This window comes from Bradyrhizobium sp. (assembly GCF_004799405.1).
Classification (GTDB): Bacteria; Pseudomonadota; Alphaproteobacteria; order Rhizobiales; family Xanthobacteraceae; genus Bradyrhizobium.
In genome coordinates, this window is record NZ_SSMW01000026.1 from 1 (window position 1) to 16659 (window position 16659).

Sequence of the window (16659 nt, forward strand, 5' to 3'; positions counted from 1 at the left end):
ACAAGCCATGCCAGCAAAGTCACCACGGTCACACCGGAAATCACCCGGCATTCCCCGCACAATGGTTTTACGGCTTATTTCGCGCTCTCCCCGGTGACCGGGCTTTGTTGCCACCGTCATCGGCGGATAACTCCGCCGACTTGACACCAGCGTCGGGGTGTCAGGACCACACGACTTCGCCGTCCGCCTCAAGCGCGTTCGTCAAAGCGCCATCCGCGTCCACCGCATCCCGTTCCGCGTCCGTGACGATCGCGAGCCGCCCCCTTGGAAGGAACGGGACGCCACCTCAATATTCCGAAAATCCGATTCGGTCAAGTTAAATTCTGAAATTCGGAAAAATAATCATGGCGGTCGCCCCGGGCGGCAAATCAGGATGGCGCAAGGGGCTTTTCGGCCACACGCAAATGGTTTTTTGGCCGGTGCCAATTCGCGCCCCGTTTGCGTTGCGGGATGTTCCCGAAGCATAACCTGCTGTGGTTACTTGCTTATCTGTCATACCGAAGGCTGGGCAGCGCACCCCTGATCGCGGCCGTTCAAGTCTTTTCACCGCCTTGTGATCGCCTCTGATGGACCGAAACCCGAATCCCTACGTTTCTAGCCATGAGATGTTGAACCTGCCGGCGGATGGAACAGACAAATCCGCTAAGGGGCAGGAAGGCGGCAGGAGGCTTCCATGAACCATTCGATCTACAGCGCAGATCGCTCGACCCATCTCAAGATCGTGGTCGTGGCGCTCGTTGCGGGTATCGCGGTGGCTGGCTTCGGCATCTCGGCGCGCATCAATTCGGACGACGGCTATACCCAGACTGCACGCGTCATCAAGGCCGGCAAGCCGGTAACGATCACCAGTTCGGACATGATGGTTGTCCGCTAAAAGTTTTGTGAATTCACGCGGCTCTTTAACAGCCCCCCAAAGTCGCCACGTGGATAATAGAAGACCCCAACTACCCCAAGTTGACGACCGAAAACGCCCGCCCCCCACGGGCGTTTTCTTTTTGTGCCGACCGAAATCTCGTCCCTCCCCCTTGTGGGGGGAGGGTTAGGGAGAGGGGTAAGCCACAAGCACCGAACCCGCGGCTTACCCCTCTCTCCAGCTCTCCCCCACAAGGGGGGAGAGAGCAGAGTTGCGTGCGCTGCGAACGCTTTCGCGCAAAATCTGAATGAAAGATCGAGTTCTACTTCGGCGCAGTCGCCGGCACGGTCTCGATGAGCTTGCCGGTATAGACCGGCGCCGAGGTCGGCTTGCCGCTGGGCGATCCTCCGGCCTGCTCCACCGTCACCGCATAGGTCGCCCCGTTGACGATGCCGGCGTCGTAAGAGGCCAGCACCGGGCGCGCGGTGAAGTCGCCGCCGCCGATCACGCCCAGCGAGCGCGGCTGCGGCAGCCGGTCGGAGATCAGCCAAAGCTCAAAGCTCTTGCCGGGATCGGGCGCGGTGGCGCCGACCTTGCGAATGGTGAAATTCCTGGTCGCGCCGTCCACCGTCAGAATGAACGCGGGCGAGCCGCCATCCTTCTGCAGTACCGCGACATATTGCGCCGACGGCGCCGTCGGCGCGGAAGGGGTCTTGACCTCGACCACCTGCGTCCGCGGTGCCGGGCGCATGCCCTCGGGAAGCATCCCCGGTGCAAGCACCTGGATTCCGATCATGGCGACCAGCGCCGCCGCGAGCGCGCTCGTGAACGTTGCGACATTGCGCCAGCGCCTGATCCGTCCGGACATCTGGATGACACTGGAAGCATCGGCGGAAGGCTCGACGGCCGCGGCAGGCCTGATGACCCCAGGCGCGGCCACCGGCGGCGCCTTCGGCAACATCAGCGGCGCCTGCGGTTCGGCATGCCCCACCGCGATCCTGATATTGTCCCAGACGTAAGGCCGCGGCTCGACCGATCCGACCATCTGGTTCAAGGCGGCGAGCTTGAACTCCCACGCCTCGACGATCGCCGTGAACTCCTTGTCGACGGCCATCATGGTCTCGACCTGCGCCCGCTCGCCGGCATCGAGGGTGCCGAGGGCATATTCCGCGGCGAGCGCGATATGGTCTTCGCTGTAGGCCATCATCTAAGTCCAGAGACTCCCAAAGAGCACTTCTAAAGTCCGAGGCACTCCCGGATATCCATCATGCTGCGGCGCAGCCACGTCTTCACCGTATTGACCGGCGTCTCGAACTTCGCCGCCAGCTGTTCGCGGCTCCAGCCGTTGTAGTAGGCCAGCAGCACCAGCTTTTGCCGGTCGGGCTCGAGCCGGCCGACGCACTCCAGCAACCGCTTCAATTCCTCGGTCATCTCCCGGCGCGCCAGCGGATCCGGCGAATCGGCCGCGACCTCCATCGCCGCCGGCTCCTCCTCGATCGACACTTCGCTGCGTTTGCGCACGACGTCGATGGCGCGATTTCGCGCAATCGACACCATCCACGTGATCGGCGACGACACGCCGGGATTGAACTGTCCGGCGCTGTTCCAGATCTTGACGTAGGCCTCCTGGATGACCTCCTCGGCGAGATCCTGTCGCCGCAAGATACGCAGAACCACGCCAAAGAGTTTCGCCCGCGTGGCGACGTAGAGCCGCTCAAAAGCGGCCTCATCCCCCTTCGCAACCGCGGCAATCAGCCAGACCAGCTCAGCTGGCGTCAGCATTCAGCGTCCCCAAAGCTCGCGATGCCCATTCGCTTTCGTACATACCAAAGCGGCATTCCCGACGTGTGGTAGCATACCTTGCGGCAAATCGGACCCCAAGTCGGGGGCCGCCGGCCTGTGGACGGCAAAGGAAAAACCCGGACCTCGCGGCCCGGGTCGATGCTGTTGTCTCAAGCGAGGTGGAAAGCGTCAGGCAACCGCCCCGATGCGCGCGCGCATCAGGCCGATGCTGTCGAGATCGGCCTGTTCGCGGGCGTTCTCTTCGGCGCGCTCGCGGGCCTGGTCGCGCTCGTCCAGAAGCTCGACTTTCTTGAGTTCCTCGAAAGCCTCGGTCAGCAGGCTCTTGGCGTCTTCGAGCTGGATGCGCAGTTCGTCGGCGGACCGGGTCAGGTTTTCGCGCCGCTGGATCGCCGCCTTGGCATAGGTCGGATAGGCGAAGTGCGACGGATCGTTGATCCCGGCGCGCTCCTGCTCGGAATTGATTTCGCGCTCGAGGTCGACCGACATGCGCTGGAAATCGGCGATCATGCCCTCGATCTGGGCTACTCTTCGGCGCTTTTCATCGACCTGAAACTTCTTCAGGCGGATCAGCGTTTCACGTGACTTCATCGACTCATACTCCCCAGAAGTCCCGATCTGAACGCGGGACGGGACCGGCTCCCCAAATGGGCTCACAGGAACCCCACCGGCTGCAACTTGTGTGGCGCGGATGATGGCCTGACAAAGTTAGCGTTCCGTTTCCAAGCTGGCCAAGATTTGCTCGAGTTGCCGGTAACCTTCGCCGAGACCGGTCACTTCCTCCTTGGCCTGGCGCAGGAAGGCCTCCAGCGGCTCATGCAGCCGGATCGCCTCATCGACCTCCGGGCTGGAGCCCGGGCGATAGGCCCCGAGTCGGATCAGTTCCTCCATGTCGGCATAGGTTGCCATGACCTGGCGCCCCCGGGTGATGACCGGCAGGAAGGCCGGATCGGCCGATTTCGGCATGGTGCGGGACACCGATTTGAGGACGTTGATGGCCGGAAAACGTCCGCGCTCGGCGATGGTCCGCTCCATCACCACGTGGCCGTCGAGGATGCCTCTGACCGCATCCGCGATCGGCTCATTGTGGTCGTCGCCGTCCACCAGCACGGTGAAGATGCCGGTGATGGTGCCCTCGCCGGTGCCCGGCCCGGCGCGCTCCAGGAGCTTCGGCAATTCGGTGAACACCGTAGGCGTGTAGCCCTTGGCGGTCGGCGGCTCGCCGGCCGACAGGCCGATTTCACGCTGCGACATCGCAAAGCGCGTGACCGAATCCATCAGGCACAGCACGTCCTTTTCATCGTCGCGGAAGTATTCGGCGATCGCGAGCGTCAAATAAGCCGCCTGCCGCCGCATCAAGGCCGGCTCGTCCGAGGTCGCCACCACCACCACCGATCGCGCCAGCCCTTCTTCGCCAAGGTCGTCCTGTAGGAATTCCTGCACCTCGCGGCCGCGTTCGCCGACCAGGCCGATCACCGTGATATCGGCGTCGACGTTGCGCGCCAGCATCGACAACAGCACCGACTTGCCGACGCCGGAGCCGGCGAAGATGCCGAGCCGCTGGCCGCGGCAGCAGGTCAGGAAGGTATTGAGCGCCCTCACCCCGAGATCGAGCGGCGCGCCGACCCGCTTGCGCGAATGGGCCGGCGGCGGCGAGTTGCGATAGGGCATCGGCGACGGCCCCTGCGGCAACGGCCCCTTGCCGTCGATCGGCTCGCACATGGCGTTGAGCACCCGGCCGAGCCACAACGGCGACGGCCGCACCTGGCTTGCGGCGTTGGCGATCACGGCGCGGCATCCGCGCCGCACACCTTCGAGGCCGGCGAACGGCATCACCACCGCGTTGCTGCCGGTGAAGCCGATGACTTCGGAAGGGATGAAGCGATTGCCGCCGGTCTCGATCACGATGCGGGCGCCGACCGACATCGCGTGAATGGGTCCGGCGATCTCGACCATCAGGCCGCGCACGCCGACGACGCGGCCATACATGTTGACGCCGTCGACGTCACTGATCTGCTCGGCGAGCGCTTTCATTGCGAAAACCTTAAGTTTCCGCGCTTTATCGCCCGGCCCTTAACCTCGTGTTTACCCGCATCGTTAATCATTACGTCACTGTCTTTGGTAACTGAGAGCGCTCGGCCTTCAGAAGGAAGGACGAGTCGCGAGAGTCGGTTAGGCCCGCCTCTTAATGTGGAACTTGAACGAGTACGGATACAAAAACTCGCTTCCACGCAATATCTTACGGCGATTCGATAAAAATTGCACGGATAGAGCTTGCGGATCAGAATCAGATTTTGTTAACCATATGTCGTCAGGATCCGAATCAGTTGTTGAAAGGCGTTTTGAGTGCCGCAAGTGCGGCCGACCTGACGCCCGCAGCGGCGACTATAGGGGACTGGCATGCGCGTATTGCTGATAGAAGATGACAGCGCCGTCGCGCAGTCGATCGAGCTGATGCTCAAATCCGAGAGTTTCAACGTCTATACGACCGATCTTGGAGAAGAAGGCGTCGATCTCGGAAAGCTTTACGATTACGACATTATCCTGCTCGACCTTAACCTGCCCGACATGTCCGGCTATGACGTGCTCAAGCAGCTTCGGGTATCCAAGATCAAGACCCCCATTCTGATCCTCTCCGGCCTCGCCGGCATCGAGGACAAGGTCAAGGGTCTCGGCGTCGGCGCCGACGACTACATGACCAAGCCCTTCCACAAGGACGAACTGGTTGCGCGCATCCATGCGATCGTGCGCCGCTCCAAGGGCCACGCCCAGTCGGTGATCCAGACCGGCGATCTCGTGGTCAACCTCGACACCAAGACGGTCGAGGTCGGCGGCCAGCGCGTGCACCTGACCGGCAAGGAATACCAGATGCTGGAGCTGCTCAGCTTGCGCAAGGGCACCACGCTGACCAAGGAAATGTTCCTCAACCATCTCTATGGCGGTATGGACGAGCCGGAACTCAAGATCATCGACGTCTTCATCTGCAAGCTGCGCAAGAAGTTGGCGAATGCCTCCGAAGGCCGCAACTTCATCGAAACCGTGTGGGGCCGCGGCTACGTGCTGCGCGAGCCGCACGAGGTCGAAGAGCGCATTCCCGCCTGATCGAAAGTTTAGTGCGAGCCCGTAGGCTCACTCCTCCCTGACTGGACCCCGCCGCAAATGGCGGGGTTTTTGTTTGTGTGGATTGAACTAGCGAGGCGCGTGCGCCGACAGACGAACTCTTGTGCCGCACGATGCCGTGAACTGACCGCTTTCGCTTGCCTGATTGCCTCCGGCGTAAGAGACTATCGGTCGTTCCAGATCAGTCCTCTAAGAGCCCGGGGCCACACCATGAAACGTTCGCGCCGCGTCGTTCTGACCATGATGGGCACCGCCGCCGTCGGCACGGTATCGATGGGATTTGTGCCGCGACTGTATTGTCCTCCCGGATATGTCCCGATCCTGGTTCCCGGGCCGGACGGCGTGCCGATCCCGACCTGCGGCACGACATATGGATATGACGATGGCGTGACCTATGGCGGCTTCGGCGGCGGGCCGTATTTCCACCGCGGCGGCCATTTTTACGGCGGCGGCTAGCGGGCCTCGATGCGGCGCATCGCCTGCCCCCGAGCGCGACGACTGGCGCGCAACAGCCGAGCAATGCGGGTTCGATTTCCACACCATCGACGGCGAGCGCTACTGGGACGAACGCGCCTGTTATGCCTTCACGCTCGATGAAATCGAACGCCGGATCGAGATCCCGACCGGTGAAATCGACGCGATGTGCCTTGAACTGGTCGGCCGCGCGGTCGACGACGAATTCACCCTGCGCCGGCTGAAGATCCCGCAAGCGTTCTGGCCGCTGATCTCCGAGAGCTGGCATCGCGACGAACTGAGCCTCTATGGCCGGCTCGACCTCAGCTTCGACGGACAGGGCCATGCCAAACTGCTGGAATACAACGCGGACACCCCGACCTCGATCTTCGAGGCCGCGGTGTTCCAATGGACCTGGCTCGAGCAGGCGATCGAGCGGGGCATCATTCCCCCGGATGCCGACCAGTTCAATTCGATCCACGAGCGCCTGATCGAGGCGTGGAAGAAGGTTGGCGCCGGACGCCACCTTCATCTTACCGGGACAACCGGAAACACCGAGGATGCCGGCACGCTGGCCTATCTCGAGGACACCGCAAGGCAGGCCGGCCTCGAAACCACCCTGCTCGATATCGAGCAAGTCGGATTGAGCGCCGACGGCCGCTTCGTCGATCTCGACGGTCGCGCGATCGAACTCGCATTCAAGCTCTATCCCTGGGAATGGATGTTCCACGATGCGTTCGGCGCGCGGCTTGCCCAGGCGCCGACGCGCTGGATCGAACCGCCGTGGAAGGCGATCCTTTCCAACAAGGGCATCCTGCCGCTGCTGTGGGAGATGTTTCCGGATCACCCCAATTTGTTGCCGGCCTATTTCGAGGACGACCCGAACGCCGCGCGGCTCGGTACGTCGTTTGTGCGCAAGCCGCTTTATTCGCGCGAAGGCGCCAATGTCGCGCTGGTTCGCGACGGCGTTACGGTCGTGGAGCAGGAAGGTCCGTATGGCGCGGAAGGTTTTATTCGCCAGGCCTTTGCACCGCTGCCGGATTTCTCCGGTCAATATCCGGTGCTTGGAAGCTGGCTGGTCGACCACACGCCGTGCGGGCTATCGATTCGCGAGGATGCCAATCCGATCACCGGCAATACCTCGCGATTCCTGCCCCACGTCATCCTGTAGGGATATGCTTCGCATCGACCGGGCTGGTTGCCAGGCCATCCGGCTCAACCGATCTTGATGTTGGCTTCCTTCACCACCTTGCTCCAGCGCTCCACCTGGTCCGCGACGAAGGCGCGGAATTCGTCCGGCGTGTTCGGCCGGCTGTCGATGTTGAGCTGCTCGAAGCGCTGTTTGACGTCGGGCGCCGCGATCGCCTGGTTGATCGCGCCGTTGAGGCTGCGCACGATTTCCGGCGGCGTGCCATGCGGCACGAACACGCCGTTCCATTCATAGGCCTCGAAGCCGGGCAACGTATCCGACACCGGCGGAATATCGGGCAGGCTTTTCAGCCGGCCGTTGCCGGTGTGGGCGATGGCCTTGAGCTTGCCGCCCTGGATCAGGCCGACCACCGACGATCCGTTGGAAAAGAAAAACTTCACCTGCCCGGCGATGACATCGTTGAGCGCGACGCCGCCGCCGCGATAGGGCACGTGGTTCACCTTGGCTCCGGTCATGAAGCGGAACATTTCGAGCGACAGATGCTGCAGCGTGCCGTTGCCCGAGGACGCCATGTCGATGCCGCCGGGTGCTGCTTTGGCATAGGCGATGACGTCGGCCATCGTGCTCACCGGCACCGACGGCGTCACCACCAGGATATTCGGCACCAGCGACACCAGCGCCACCGGGTCGAAATCCCTGCCGTAGTCGAACGGAAGGTTGGCATAGAGCGCGCCGTTGATCGAATAGGCGGTGCCGTCATGCAGGACGGTGTAGCCGTCGGGGGCGGCCTTCGCGACCAGCGCTTCACCGATGGTGCCGCCGGCCCCGCCGCGATTTTCGATGACGAACTGCTGGCCCAGAATCGTGCTGACCTTGGCGTAGAGTATGCGTGCGGTGGTGTCGGCGCCGCCGGCCGGCGGATAGGGCACCATCACCGACACCGGACGGTTCGGCCAGGAGCCTTGCGCGCTGGCGCCGCGGGCGAACGGCACGGCGGCGATTGCAGCCAATAGCGCGCGGCGTGAAACCTGGCTCCTGGACATCGCTCATCCCCGTGATTTTATTTGATCCGACGCTGCCCGGATCAACGACGATATCGCGGGCAGATCACGAGTATAGCGCAGAATCCGGCAAAGCGCGTGCGGGTGCACGGCTGCTTCAGCGCGCGGCCACCGCTTTCAGCACCGCCGCGGCGCCGGCGCGCGCCGGCCGCGCGGCGTTCGGGCGCTCGTTCGGGCGATAAAGCCCGCGCCGCTCGGGATAGGGCTTGAAGACGTCGGAGATTCCGACCACGGATTCGGCAGCACCCAGCACCAGCATGCCGTCGGGCTCGATGGCCCTGGCGAGGCGATCGAAGATGGCGGCCTTGGTCTCCGGGTCGAAATAGATCAGGACGTTCCGGCAGAAGATCGCATCGAAGGTTCCGAGGTGGGAAAAGTCCTGCATCAGGTTCAGGTGCCGGTGCTGGACCATGGCGCGGATATCGGCATTGAGCTGCCATAGCTCGCCGACTTGCGTGAAGTGCTTGACCAGCATCTGGATCGGCAAGCCGCGCTGCACCTCGAACTGGCTGAAGATGCCGGTCCTGGCCTTTTCGAGCACGCCGTGCGACAGGTCGGTCGCGAGAATTTCTACCCGCCATCCCGCCAGCGCGGGTGCGATTTCCTTCAGGCACATCGCGATCGAGTAAGGCTCCTGCCCGGTGGAAGACGCCGCCGACCAGATCCGCAGGCTGCGGCGGCTGGCACGCGCCTTCAGCAGTGAAGGCAGGATCGTCTCCCGCAGATGATCGAACGGAACCTTGTCGCGGAAAAAGAACGTCTCGTTGGTGGTCATCGCCTCGACCATCTCGGATGTCAGCGCTTCGGAGCCGGCTTTTATTTTGGTCACTAACTCGGTGATTCCGGACAGGCCGACCCGGCGGGCCAGCGGGATCAACCGGCTTTCCACCAGATATTGCTTGTCGGAAGACAGGTCCAGTCCGGAGCGCTCCTGCAACAGCTTGCGCAGAAACTCGTAGTCCAGCGGCGTCACGCGCGATCTCCCGAAAACAACCGAACCAGTTTCGGTGCGATCTGATTAAGCGGCAGAACGGCCGCGCAAATGCCCGCATTGGCGGCGGCGCCCGGCATCCCCCACACCACGCTGGAGGCTTCGTCCTGGGCGATGACGCTGCCGCCGGCCGCCACGATTTCCTTGCCTCCGCGCATGCCGTCCGAGCCCATGCCGGTCAGCAGCACCGCGAGGATGCCGCCCTGCCAGACCTCGATCGCGGAGGCGAACAAGGGGTCGACCGCGGGCCTGCAGAAATTGACCGGCGGTCCGTCGTCGAGCGCGATCGCCGCCTCGGTGCCGTGCCGCACCACGCGCATGTGGCGGCCGCCCGGCGCGAGATAGACCTGCCCGGCTTTGACGGGCTCGCCGTCAACGGCTTCGTGCACGGGCCGCTGGCTCGAGCGCGCCAGATGCTCGGCGAGGATCGTCGTGAAGGTGGGCGGCATGTGCTGGGTGATGAGCACCGGAAAGCGATCGATCACGGCGCCGATCTCGGCGACCAGCGCCATCAGCGCCTGCGGACCACCGGTCGACGAGCCGATCAGCAGCGCGCGCGGCGGCTGCGTGCCGAACGCGCGGCGCAGCAGTTGCGGATGCGCCACCGGAGCCAGCGCCGGCCGGACCGAAGGCTGCCGCGGCCGATCGAGCACAGGCGCCAGCGGAGGGCTCGATGAGACCGGGACGGCACGGCGGACCTTGGCGCCGAGGTCGCGGATTTTCTGGATGAGATCGTGGCGGAAGGTTTCGGCGGCGGCCGGTTCGCGGGTGCTTTCGGGCTTCGGGATGTAGTCCGCCGCGCCGAGCGACAGCGCCTTGAAGCTGATCTCGGCGTTGCGGCGGGTCAGGGTCGAGACCATGATGATGATGAGGTTGCGTTTCTTTGCCAGCAGCAGCGGCAGCGCGGAAATACCGTCGAGTTCCGGCATTTCGATATCGAGCACGGCGACATCGGGATCGACGCGCTCGATCCGGTTGACGGCGTCGAGGCCGGTGCGCAGCGATGCCGCGACCACCATGTCCGGCTCGGCTTCGATCCAGCGCGAGATCAATCCGCGGATGACGGCGGAATCATCGACCACCATCACCCGCAGCGGTTCGTGCCGCGTCGAATTCGAAGTGGAAGAACCTGCCAACGCAATACTCATTACTCACCGGACACGGCTCAAGGCGGCACACTATTGCAACGACGACGCCGGCGGCTGTCGAGCCGACCGACCCGCAACGACGGTCAGATCAGACCGACTTCCTGGAATTTCGCCGTGACGATGTCCTTGTCGAACGGCTTCATGATGTATTCGTTGGCGCCGGCATGAAGCGCGCGCGCGATGTGCGCGACGTCGTTCTCGGTGGTGCAGAACACTACCTTGGGCTGGTCCCCGCCGGGCATGCGGCGCAGGTTGCCGAGGAATTCATAGCCGTCCATGATCGGCATGTTCCAGTCGAGCAGGATCGCTTCGGGCAGGCCGCGCTTGCAGACCTCGAGCGCCTTCTCGCCGTCCTCGGCTTCGACGATCTGGAAATCCAGGCCTTCCAGGATGCGCCGTGCGACTTTTCGAATGACGCTTGAGTCATCGACAACCAGACATGTTTTCATTTTAGCCTCTGCTTCTTCCCGAAAGGAACGTTTCGATTTCCAGTTTCAATGCACAGCGTTCGACCGATCCTCATGCCGCCGCCGGCATGTCGGGCATGATTTCGAGAACGCGGTCGACGTCGAGCACCACCATCAGCTGACCTTCGAGCCGATGCACGCCGCCGGCGAGCCTGGCCATGCGGGGATCGAGGTTGACCGGATTGTCCTCGCGGCCGTCGTCGGCAAGCTTGAGCACCTCGCCGATCTGATCGATCAGGAGGCCATAGGATTCGCCGCGCAGGTCGACGCCGATCGCCATCGGCGGCCTGCCGGCGTCGTTTTTCGGCAAACCGAGACGCGCGCGCATATCCACCACCGTGACGATGCGGCCGCGCAGGTTGAGAACTCCGGCGATCTCCCCCGGCGACAGCGGCACCCGGGTCAGGCGCTCCGGCATGAACACGTCCTGCACGCGCGAGATCGGCAAGCCGAACAACTGTCCGCCGATCACCGCGGTGACATACTCGGAAACGGCGCCCTCGAGGACCTGAACTGTCGTGCTGGTCATGCCGGCCTCCGTCATGCCGCCACCCGGCTGATCTCGGCGGTCTGCTCCTTCAGCGCGGCGATCAGGCCGGGACGGTCGAACTTGGCGACGTAGTCGTGGAAGCCCGCAAGCCGTCCGCGCTCGATCGCCGCCGGCGATACCATCGAGGACAATGCGATGATCGGCATCGCGCTCAGGTGCTGATCGGCGCGGATGGTCTCGGCAAATTCGAAGCCGTCCATGTCGGGCATTTCGATGTCGGTCAGCACCACGTCGAACGCCTGGCCCGACCGCAGCGCCAGCAGGCCTTCTTGCGCGCTGGGGGCGACCCGCACCCGATAGCCCGCCGCCTTCAGGACCGGCGCCAGCATGTTGCGGAAGAACGCGGAGTCGTCGACCAGCAGCACCGATTGCGCCGATAGCGAGGGCCGCATCTCCTTGCGGCTGAACCAGTCGGCGAATGCCATCGGGAGGAAGTGGCCGACGTCGATCACTTCGGTGGCCTGGCCCTTGATCACGGCGGAGCCGAGAATGCCGTCACTGGTGCCTGCGACCTCGATGTCGAGCCGTTCCTCGACGATGTCGATGATCTCGTCGACCACCAGCCCCATCGAACGGCCGTCATCGGCGAACACCAGGATCGGCTGGGTATCCGAGGCGCCGACGCTGACGCCGTTCATCTGCACCAGCGGCATCAGCCGATCGCGGTATTGCACCATGTAGCGGCCGTTGGAGAGCTCGATCTTGTCGGTGGCGATCTCTTCCAGCCGCGTCACCAGTCCCAACGGCACCGCCTTGGGTTGTTCGCTGCCGGCGCGGAACACCAGCAGCGAGGTCAATTGTTCGGCGGCGCCGGCGCGCATCGCCGCGTTCTCATCGGCGATTTCGTGACTGACGGCGACCGAGGTCCCGAGCGCTTTCGCAATGCCGTTGGGATCGATGATCATGATGACGGCGCCGTCGCCGAGGATGGTGCTGCCGGAGAACATCTCGATGTGACGCAGCTTGGTCGACATCGGCTTGACCACGATTTCCTCGGTGTGGAACACGCCGTCGACCACGATGCCGAAGGTCTGGCTGCCGACCTGCGTCACCACGATGAAGCCGTTCTCCGGATCGGTGGAGGTGCCGTCGCCGATCTTGAGCAGCTTCTTCAGGTGCATCAGCGGCAGCAGCTTGTTGCGCAGGCGCAATACCGCAGTGTCCTTGATGCGCTCGATCCGGTGTTCGGAGTTGGCGCGCGCCCGCACCAGTTCGACCACCGCCAGTTGGGGGATCGCAAAGCGGTCGCCGCCGGCTTCCACAATCAGCGCCGAGACGATGGCAAGCGTCAGCGGGATCTTGACGGTGACGCTGGAGCCTTCGCCGGCCACGGACTTGACGTCGATGGTGCCGCCGATCTGGTCGATATTGGTGCGCACCACGTCCATGCCGACGCCGCGGCCGGATACGCTGGTGACGGCGGCCGCCGTCGAAAAGCCCGGCGCGAAGATGAATTTGTGGATCTGCGCTTCCGTCATCTTCTCGAGTTCGGCCTCGCTGACCAGACCGTTGGCGAGCGCCTTGGCCTTGATGCGCTCGGTATTCATCCCGCGGCCGTTGTCGGCGATGCAGATGATGATGTGGCCGCCCTCATGATAGGCAGAGAGCCGGATGGTGCCCTGCTCGGACTTGCCGGCGGCCAGCCGTTCGGCCGGCGTCTCCAGCCCGTGATCGGCCGAGTTGCGCACCATATGCGTCAAGGGATCCTTGATCAGGTCGAGCACCTGGCGGTCGAGCTCAGTGTCGGCGCCGTGCATCTCCAGTTCGATCTGCTTGCCGAGTTCGCCGGAGAGGTCGCGCACGATCCGCGGCAGCTTCTGCCAGGCGTTGCCGATCGGCTGCATCCGCGTCTTCATGACGCCTTCCTGCAACTCGGCGGTGACGTTCGACAACCGCTGCAGCGGCACCTTGAATTCGGTGTCCTCGTTGCGGCGGCTGATTTCGAGAAGCTGATTGCGGGTCAGAACCAGCTCCGACACCATCGTCATCAGGTGTTCCAGCGTATCCACATTGACCCGGATCGACTGGTTGGCGACGCGGTCGGCATCGGAGGTCTCCGGCTCGGCAAAGGCTTTCTTCGCAGCCGGCTTTGCCGCTTTCGGCGCCGGCGGCGGCGCCACCTCGCTCGCGGTCGCGCGAAACGCGTGCTCCAGTTCATCCAGCGACACTTCGCCGGGGCGCAATCGCCGCTCCAGTACCTGCGGCACCAAGGTGCCCTGCTCGATCGCGGGCTGAACGGGCGCCGCGGCCATCGCCTGCATCCCGCGCTCGACCGTTTGATGCAGCTCGACGATCAGGTCCTGATCGGTGCCATCGGGTTCGGCCTGGGTTGCCTCAAGCCCTGCGAGAATTTCCTTGATGCGGTCGATGCTGTTCAGGATCAGCGTGACCGCTTCGCCGGTCACCGGCATGCCGTCGCGAAATTTGCCCATCAGCGTTTCGGCGGCATGCGCCAGCGCCTCAAGACGCGGCAGGCCGAGGAAGCCGCAGGTGCCCTTGATGGTGTGAACCAGGCGAAAGATATTGTCGAGAATCCTGGCGTTGTTCGGATCCTGCTCGAACCGTACCAGCTGATTGTCGACCGTATCCAGGCTCTCGCTGGTTTCCGTCAGGAACTCCCGTAACAGATCATCCATGAACCAGGCCTTCGAACGCGAGGGGCACGCGACTTCGACGCGCCTTTTCGAGTTCGGCCAGCATCTCCGCAAAGGGTTTAATAATGGTTGAGTAATTGGAAAAGAACGGTCTCAACAAAGAGATAAGACGGCTTCACCGAATCCGGGAGCCTGCAATAAACCGTTGCTTAACCATGTTTTGTGGGAAAGCCCCGCGCGGTCAGGAAGCGGTCACCACCACCGCATCGCCGTCGGACGCCAGCGCCACCTGCAACCCGCAGGCCTGGGCCAAAAGCCGCGTGTAATAAGGCTGCACCGCATGGGCATCGACCCCTCCGCCGTGAGCCTCGCTCAGGAGATCGGCGATATTTTGCGGCAGGCGGGCGTTGAGCCCGCTGGCGGTGACGCGAAAGCCGAGCGCTTCGCCCTCGCCGATCGGATCGACCGTGAGCACGCCGCCGCGCGGTATGGTCTGCTGCGCGATCACCAGCATGTTCAGGAGCAGCTTGACCCGGTTTTTCGCCAGCAGCACCCGCGGCAAATTCCACACGATCGTGGTCTTGCCGTCCTCGATATGACCGCGCGCCATGGTCTGCGCATCGCCGAGGTCGATCTGCGCGCCGGATGAGCCCGCCGCCCCGAACGCCAGCCGGCAGAACTGCAATCGGGCCGAGGCGGTCTTGGCGCTTTTGCGGATCAGATCGAGAGCAAATTCACGATCGTCCGGCTTGGGATTGTCGTCGAGCACCTCAAGCCCATTGACGATGGCGCCGACCGGACTGATGAGATCGTGGCAAACCCGCGAACACAACAACGCCGCCAATTCGAGAGCATCGGGGGCGGGACCGGGAGACGAGGTGCCAGACATCAAATGTTCCCTGAAATCCGCGAAAGCGCGTACACGACGAATCACGCATGCTGGCTGGCTTGATACACTGCGGACGCATGGACTGCCAACACAGGCGGGACACGCAAAGGCCACCAATCGGAAGGACGGTGTGGATATGAGGCTTGGTGGATATGAGGCTTGCCGATGAATGAGGCAGGTTCGCCGGAACCGGCGATCGATCGCGATCGCGCGGCCGCGCTGATCGAGCCCCTGACCGATCTGGTGGTCCAGGCCGGCGCCGCCATTCTGGCAGTCAACCGCGCCGCCATGCAGGTCGACGGCAAGGTCGACGGCTCTCCGGTGACGGAAGCGGACCTGGCCGCCGACCGGATCATCGCCGAAGCTCTGGCGCGGCTCGTTCCAAACATCCCGGCCATCTCCGAGGAGCGCGTTCACCTGGCGAAACCGCCTTACGACGGCGGTTTCTTTCTGATCGATCCGCTCGACGGTACCAAGGAGTTTGTCGCCGGCCGCGGCGAATTCACGGTCAACCTGGCGCTAGTGGTGAACGGCGCGCCGCTGCTCGGCATCATCGGCGCGCCGGCGCTCGGATTGATATGGCGCGGGCTGGTCGGCCGCGGGGCGGAACGGCTTGCGGCGGGAAAACCCGAGCCGATCCATACCCGCACTATCCCGCCGCGCGGCGATCCCTGGATCGCAGCCGTCAGCCGCTCGCATGGCGATGCCAGGACCGAAGCCTTCATCGAAGAGCGGCCCGGCGCCGTCAGGCAGACGCTCGGCTCGGCGTTGAAATTCGGCCGGGTGGCCGAAGGCCGTGCCGATATCTATCCCCGCCTCGCGCCCACTTGCGAATGGGACATCGCCGCGGGCCACGCCATCGTCACCGCCGCCGGCGGCAAGGTCACCGACAGCCACGGCGCGCCATTGCATTTTGGCTCGGGGCGAAAGGATTTTATCGTCCCGGAATTCATCGCCTGGGGTGATCCAGCGGCGGCGGGCTGAACGCTTGGGCCTACTGCGCCAGCGTTTGCTCCAGTTCCGGCCAGCGCTGCCTGGCTTCCCGCAACGCGGCGACCGGATCGGCGGCAAAGGCATCGCGGTTCTGTTCGCGGCCGAACAGATACAGCCGCTCGCCCGACACCAGCCAGAACCGGGGGTTGCCGGCAAAGGCGACGCCACGCGCCAGGTCGATCGGGTCGTAGCCGCCGAACTGCGGGCCGTAAATATCGGGATGGGCGACAAAGGCATCGCGGTTGCTGGCGTTGCGGAAGCGCCAGACCGCTCCGGCCTGCGACGCCTCGAGGTCCGGCAGTCCGAGCATCGGGCGGCCGTCGGTGAAATAGGCGACGGGATCGAAGCCCTCGATGGCCAGGCCCGAGGAGTGGTTGACCACCACCCGCTCGGTGGTCGAGGCCTCGGCCGCAACCTCGGGGCAGGCCAGCAGACCCAAGCCTGCTGCTGCAAGACTTACCCATCCAAGGCTCGCCAACAGCCTTGCCCACGGCGCGATCAAGGCTATTCCGGGGCGAACGCCGATTCGATCGCGGCCGCCGTTTCTTTCCTGCCGTTGTGCCGTCATAGTTGATGCGGATAACATCCGA

At 63.8% G+C, this 16659-nt stretch carries 17 protein-coding genes; 5 read left to right on the top strand and 12 right to left on the bottom strand.

Annotation, left to right across the window (positions count from 1 at the left end; all coding sequences use genetic code 11):
* Positions 1-673 precede the first annotated feature (673 nt).
* The gene (locus E7813_RS04420; RefSeq protein WP_291571262.1) at positions 674-874 is read left to right on the top strand and encodes a hypothetical protein; all 201 of its coding nucleotides are present in this window, start codon (positions 674-676) and stop codon (positions 872-874) included.
* A gap of 301 nt (positions 875-1175) precedes the next feature.
* On the opposite strand, the gene E7813_RS04425 is transcribed toward E7813_RS04420, so the two are convergent.
* The 4 genes from E7813_RS04425 to fliI all read right to left on the bottom strand — a co-directional run bounded on the left by E7813_RS04425 (position 1176) and on the right by fliI (position 4687).
* Positions 1176-2057: an anti-sigma factor gene (locus tag E7813_RS04425; protein WP_291571264.1), complete on the bottom strand. Its 882-nt coding sequence runs from the start codon at positions 2055-2057 to the stop codon at positions 1176-1178.
* Between the two features lie 32 nt (positions 2058-2089).
* Complete coding sequence (locus E7813_RS04430) at positions 2090-2635, bottom strand: sigma-70 family RNA polymerase sigma factor (RefSeq protein ID WP_291571266.1); 546 nt, start codon at positions 2633-2635, stop codon at positions 2090-2092.
* A 189-nt stretch (positions 2636-2824) separates the two neighbouring features.
* Positions 2825-3244: a flagellar export protein FliJ gene (fliJ, locus tag E7813_RS04435; protein ID WP_291571267.1), complete on the bottom strand. Its 420-nt coding sequence runs from the start codon at positions 3242-3244 to the stop codon at positions 2825-2827.
* 117 nt (positions 3245-3361) lie between these two features.
* Entirely contained in the window at positions 3362-4687 is a 1326-nt protein-coding gene (fliI, locus tag E7813_RS04440; protein WP_291571269.1) for a flagellar protein export ATPase FliI, read from the bottom strand.
* A gap of 366 nt (positions 4688-5053) precedes the next feature.
* Here fliI and ctrA point away from each other — a divergent pair, with 366 nt between their 5' ends.
* The 3 genes from ctrA to E7813_RS04455 all read left to right on the top strand — a co-directional run bounded on the left by ctrA (position 5054) and on the right by E7813_RS04455 (position 7397).
* Positions 5054-5755: a response regulator transcription factor CtrA gene (gene ctrA / locus E7813_RS04445; RefSeq protein ID WP_007600544.1), complete on the top strand. Its 702-nt coding sequence runs from the start codon at positions 5054-5056 to the stop codon at positions 5753-5755.
* Positions 5756-5983: 228 nt separating this feature from the next.
* Entirely contained in the window at positions 5984-6229 is a 246-nt protein-coding gene (locus tag E7813_RS04450; protein WP_291571271.1) for a hypothetical protein, read from the top strand.
* On the top strand, positions 6168-7397 hold the full coding sequence (locus E7813_RS04455; protein WP_291571273.1) for a glutathionylspermidine synthase family protein: 1230 nt from the start codon (positions 6168-6170) through the stop codon (positions 7395-7397). Before E7813_RS04450 ends, E7813_RS04455 begins: the two co-directional genes overlap by 62 nt.
* Positions 7398-7441: 44 nt before the next feature.
* Here the strand turns inward: E7813_RS04455 and E7813_RS04460 are convergent, their stop codons facing one another.
* The 7 genes from E7813_RS04460 to chpT form a co-directional block, all read right to left on the bottom strand.
* Positions 7442-8419: a tripartite tricarboxylate transporter substrate binding protein gene (locus tag E7813_RS04460; RefSeq protein ID WP_291571275.1), complete on the bottom strand. Its 978-nt coding sequence runs from the start codon at positions 8417-8419 to the stop codon at positions 7442-7444.
* A 115-nt stretch (positions 8420-8534) separates the two neighbouring features.
* On the bottom strand, positions 8535-9410 hold the full coding sequence (locus E7813_RS04465; RefSeq protein ID WP_291571277.1) for a protein-glutamate O-methyltransferase CheR: 876 nt from the start codon (positions 9408-9410) through the stop codon (positions 8535-8537).
* Positions 9407-10576 (bottom strand): chemotaxis response regulator protein-glutamate methylesterase, encoded by a 1170-nt coding sequence (locus E7813_RS04470; RefSeq protein WP_291571278.1) that lies wholly within the window; start codon positions 10574-10576, stop codon positions 9407-9409. Before E7813_RS04470 ends, E7813_RS04465 begins: the two co-directional genes overlap by 4 nt.
* 83 nt (positions 10577-10659) lie before the next feature.
* A complete protein-coding gene (locus E7813_RS04475) occupies positions 10660-11025 on the bottom strand; it encodes a response regulator (RefSeq protein ID WP_291571280.1) in 366 nt (121 codons plus the stop codon).
* Between the two features lie 70 nt (positions 11026-11095).
* A complete protein-coding gene (locus tag E7813_RS04480) occupies positions 11096-11572 on the bottom strand; it encodes a chemotaxis protein CheW (RefSeq protein ID WP_291571282.1) in 477 nt (158 codons plus the stop codon).
* An 11-nt stretch (positions 11573-11583) separates the two neighbouring features.
* Positions 11584-14229: a hybrid sensor histidine kinase/response regulator gene (locus tag E7813_RS04485; RefSeq protein WP_291571284.1), complete on the bottom strand. Its 2646-nt coding sequence runs from the start codon at positions 14227-14229 to the stop codon at positions 11584-11586.
* Positions 14230-14428: 199 nt separating this feature from the next.
* Positions 14429-15076, bottom strand: coding sequence for a histidine phosphotransferase ChpT (chpT, locus tag E7813_RS04490; RefSeq protein ID WP_291571285.1), 648 nt, complete (start codon positions 15074-15076; stop codon positions 14429-14431).
* 165 nt (positions 15077-15241) lie between these two features.
* On the opposite strand from chpT, the gene cysQ reads away from it, so the two are divergent.
* Positions 15242-16060 carry a 3'(2'),5'-bisphosphate nucleotidase CysQ gene (gene cysQ / locus E7813_RS04495; protein ID WP_291571288.1) on the top strand — a complete coding sequence of 273 codons (819 nt, stop codon included), beginning with the start codon at positions 15242-15244 and terminating at the stop codon, positions 16058-16060.
* Between the two features lie 10 nt (positions 16061-16070).
* On the opposite strand, the gene E7813_RS04500 is transcribed toward cysQ, so the two are convergent.
* Entirely contained in the window at positions 16071-16637 is a 567-nt protein-coding gene (locus E7813_RS04500) for a YHS domain-containing (seleno)protein (RefSeq protein ID WP_291571290.1), read from the bottom strand.
* Positions 16638-16659: the final 22 nt, after the last annotated feature.

Coding starts and splice junctions, on each gene's coding strand:
- E7813_RS04420 (WP_291571262.1), top strand. CDS start 674: ATGAACCATTCGATCTACAGCGCAGATCGCTCGACCCATCTCAAGATC.
- E7813_RS04425 (WP_291571264.1), bottom strand. CDS start 2,057: ATGGCCTACAGCGAAGACCATATCGCGCTCGCCGCGGAATATGCCCTC.
- E7813_RS04430 (WP_291571266.1), bottom strand. CDS start 2,635: ATGCTGACGCCAGCTGAGCTGGTCTGGCTGATTGCCGCGGTTGCGAAG.
- fliJ (WP_291571267.1), bottom strand. CDS start 3,244: ATGAAGTCACGTGAAACGCTGATCCGCCTGAAGAAGTTTCAGGTCGAT.
- fliI (WP_291571269.1), bottom strand. CDS start 4,687: ATGAAAGCGCTCGCCGAGCAGATCAGTGACGTCGACGGCGTCAACATG.
- ctrA (WP_007600544.1), top strand. CDS start 5,054: ATGCGCGTATTGCTGATAGAAGATGACAGCGCCGTCGCGCAGTCGATC.
- E7813_RS04450 (WP_291571271.1), top strand. CDS start 5,984: ATGAAACGTTCGCGCCGCGTCGTTCTGACCATGATGGGCACCGCCGCC.
- E7813_RS04455 (WP_291571273.1), top strand. CDS start 6,168: ATGGCGGCTTCGGCGGCGGGCCGTATTTCCACCGCGGCGGCCATTTTT.
- E7813_RS04460 (WP_291571275.1), bottom strand. CDS start 8,419: ATGTCCAGGAGCCAGGTTTCACGCCGCGCGCTATTGGCTGCAATCGCC.
- E7813_RS04470 (WP_291571278.1), bottom strand. CDS start 10,576: ATGAGTATTGCGTTGGCAGGTTCTTCCACTTCGAATTCGACGCGGCAC.
- E7813_RS04475 (WP_291571280.1), bottom strand. CDS start 11,025: ATGAAAACATGTCTGGTTGTCGATGACTCAAGCGTCATTCGAAAAGTC.
- E7813_RS04480 (WP_291571282.1), bottom strand. CDS start 11,572: ATGACCAGCACGACAGTTCAGGTCCTCGAGGGCGCCGTTTCCGAGTAT.
- E7813_RS04485 (WP_291571284.1), bottom strand. CDS start 14,229: ATGGATGATCTGTTACGGGAGTTCCTGACGGAAACCAGCGAGAGCCTG.
- chpT (WP_291571285.1), bottom strand. CDS start 15,076: ATGTCTGGCACCTCGTCTCCCGGTCCCGCCCCCGATGCTCTCGAATTG.
- cysQ (WP_291571288.1), top strand. CDS start 15,242: ATGAATGAGGCAGGTTCGCCGGAACCGGCGATCGATCGCGATCGCGCG.
- E7813_RS04500 (WP_291571290.1), bottom strand. CDS start 16,637: ATGACGGCACAACGGCAGGAAAGAAACGGCGGCCGCGATCGAATCGGC.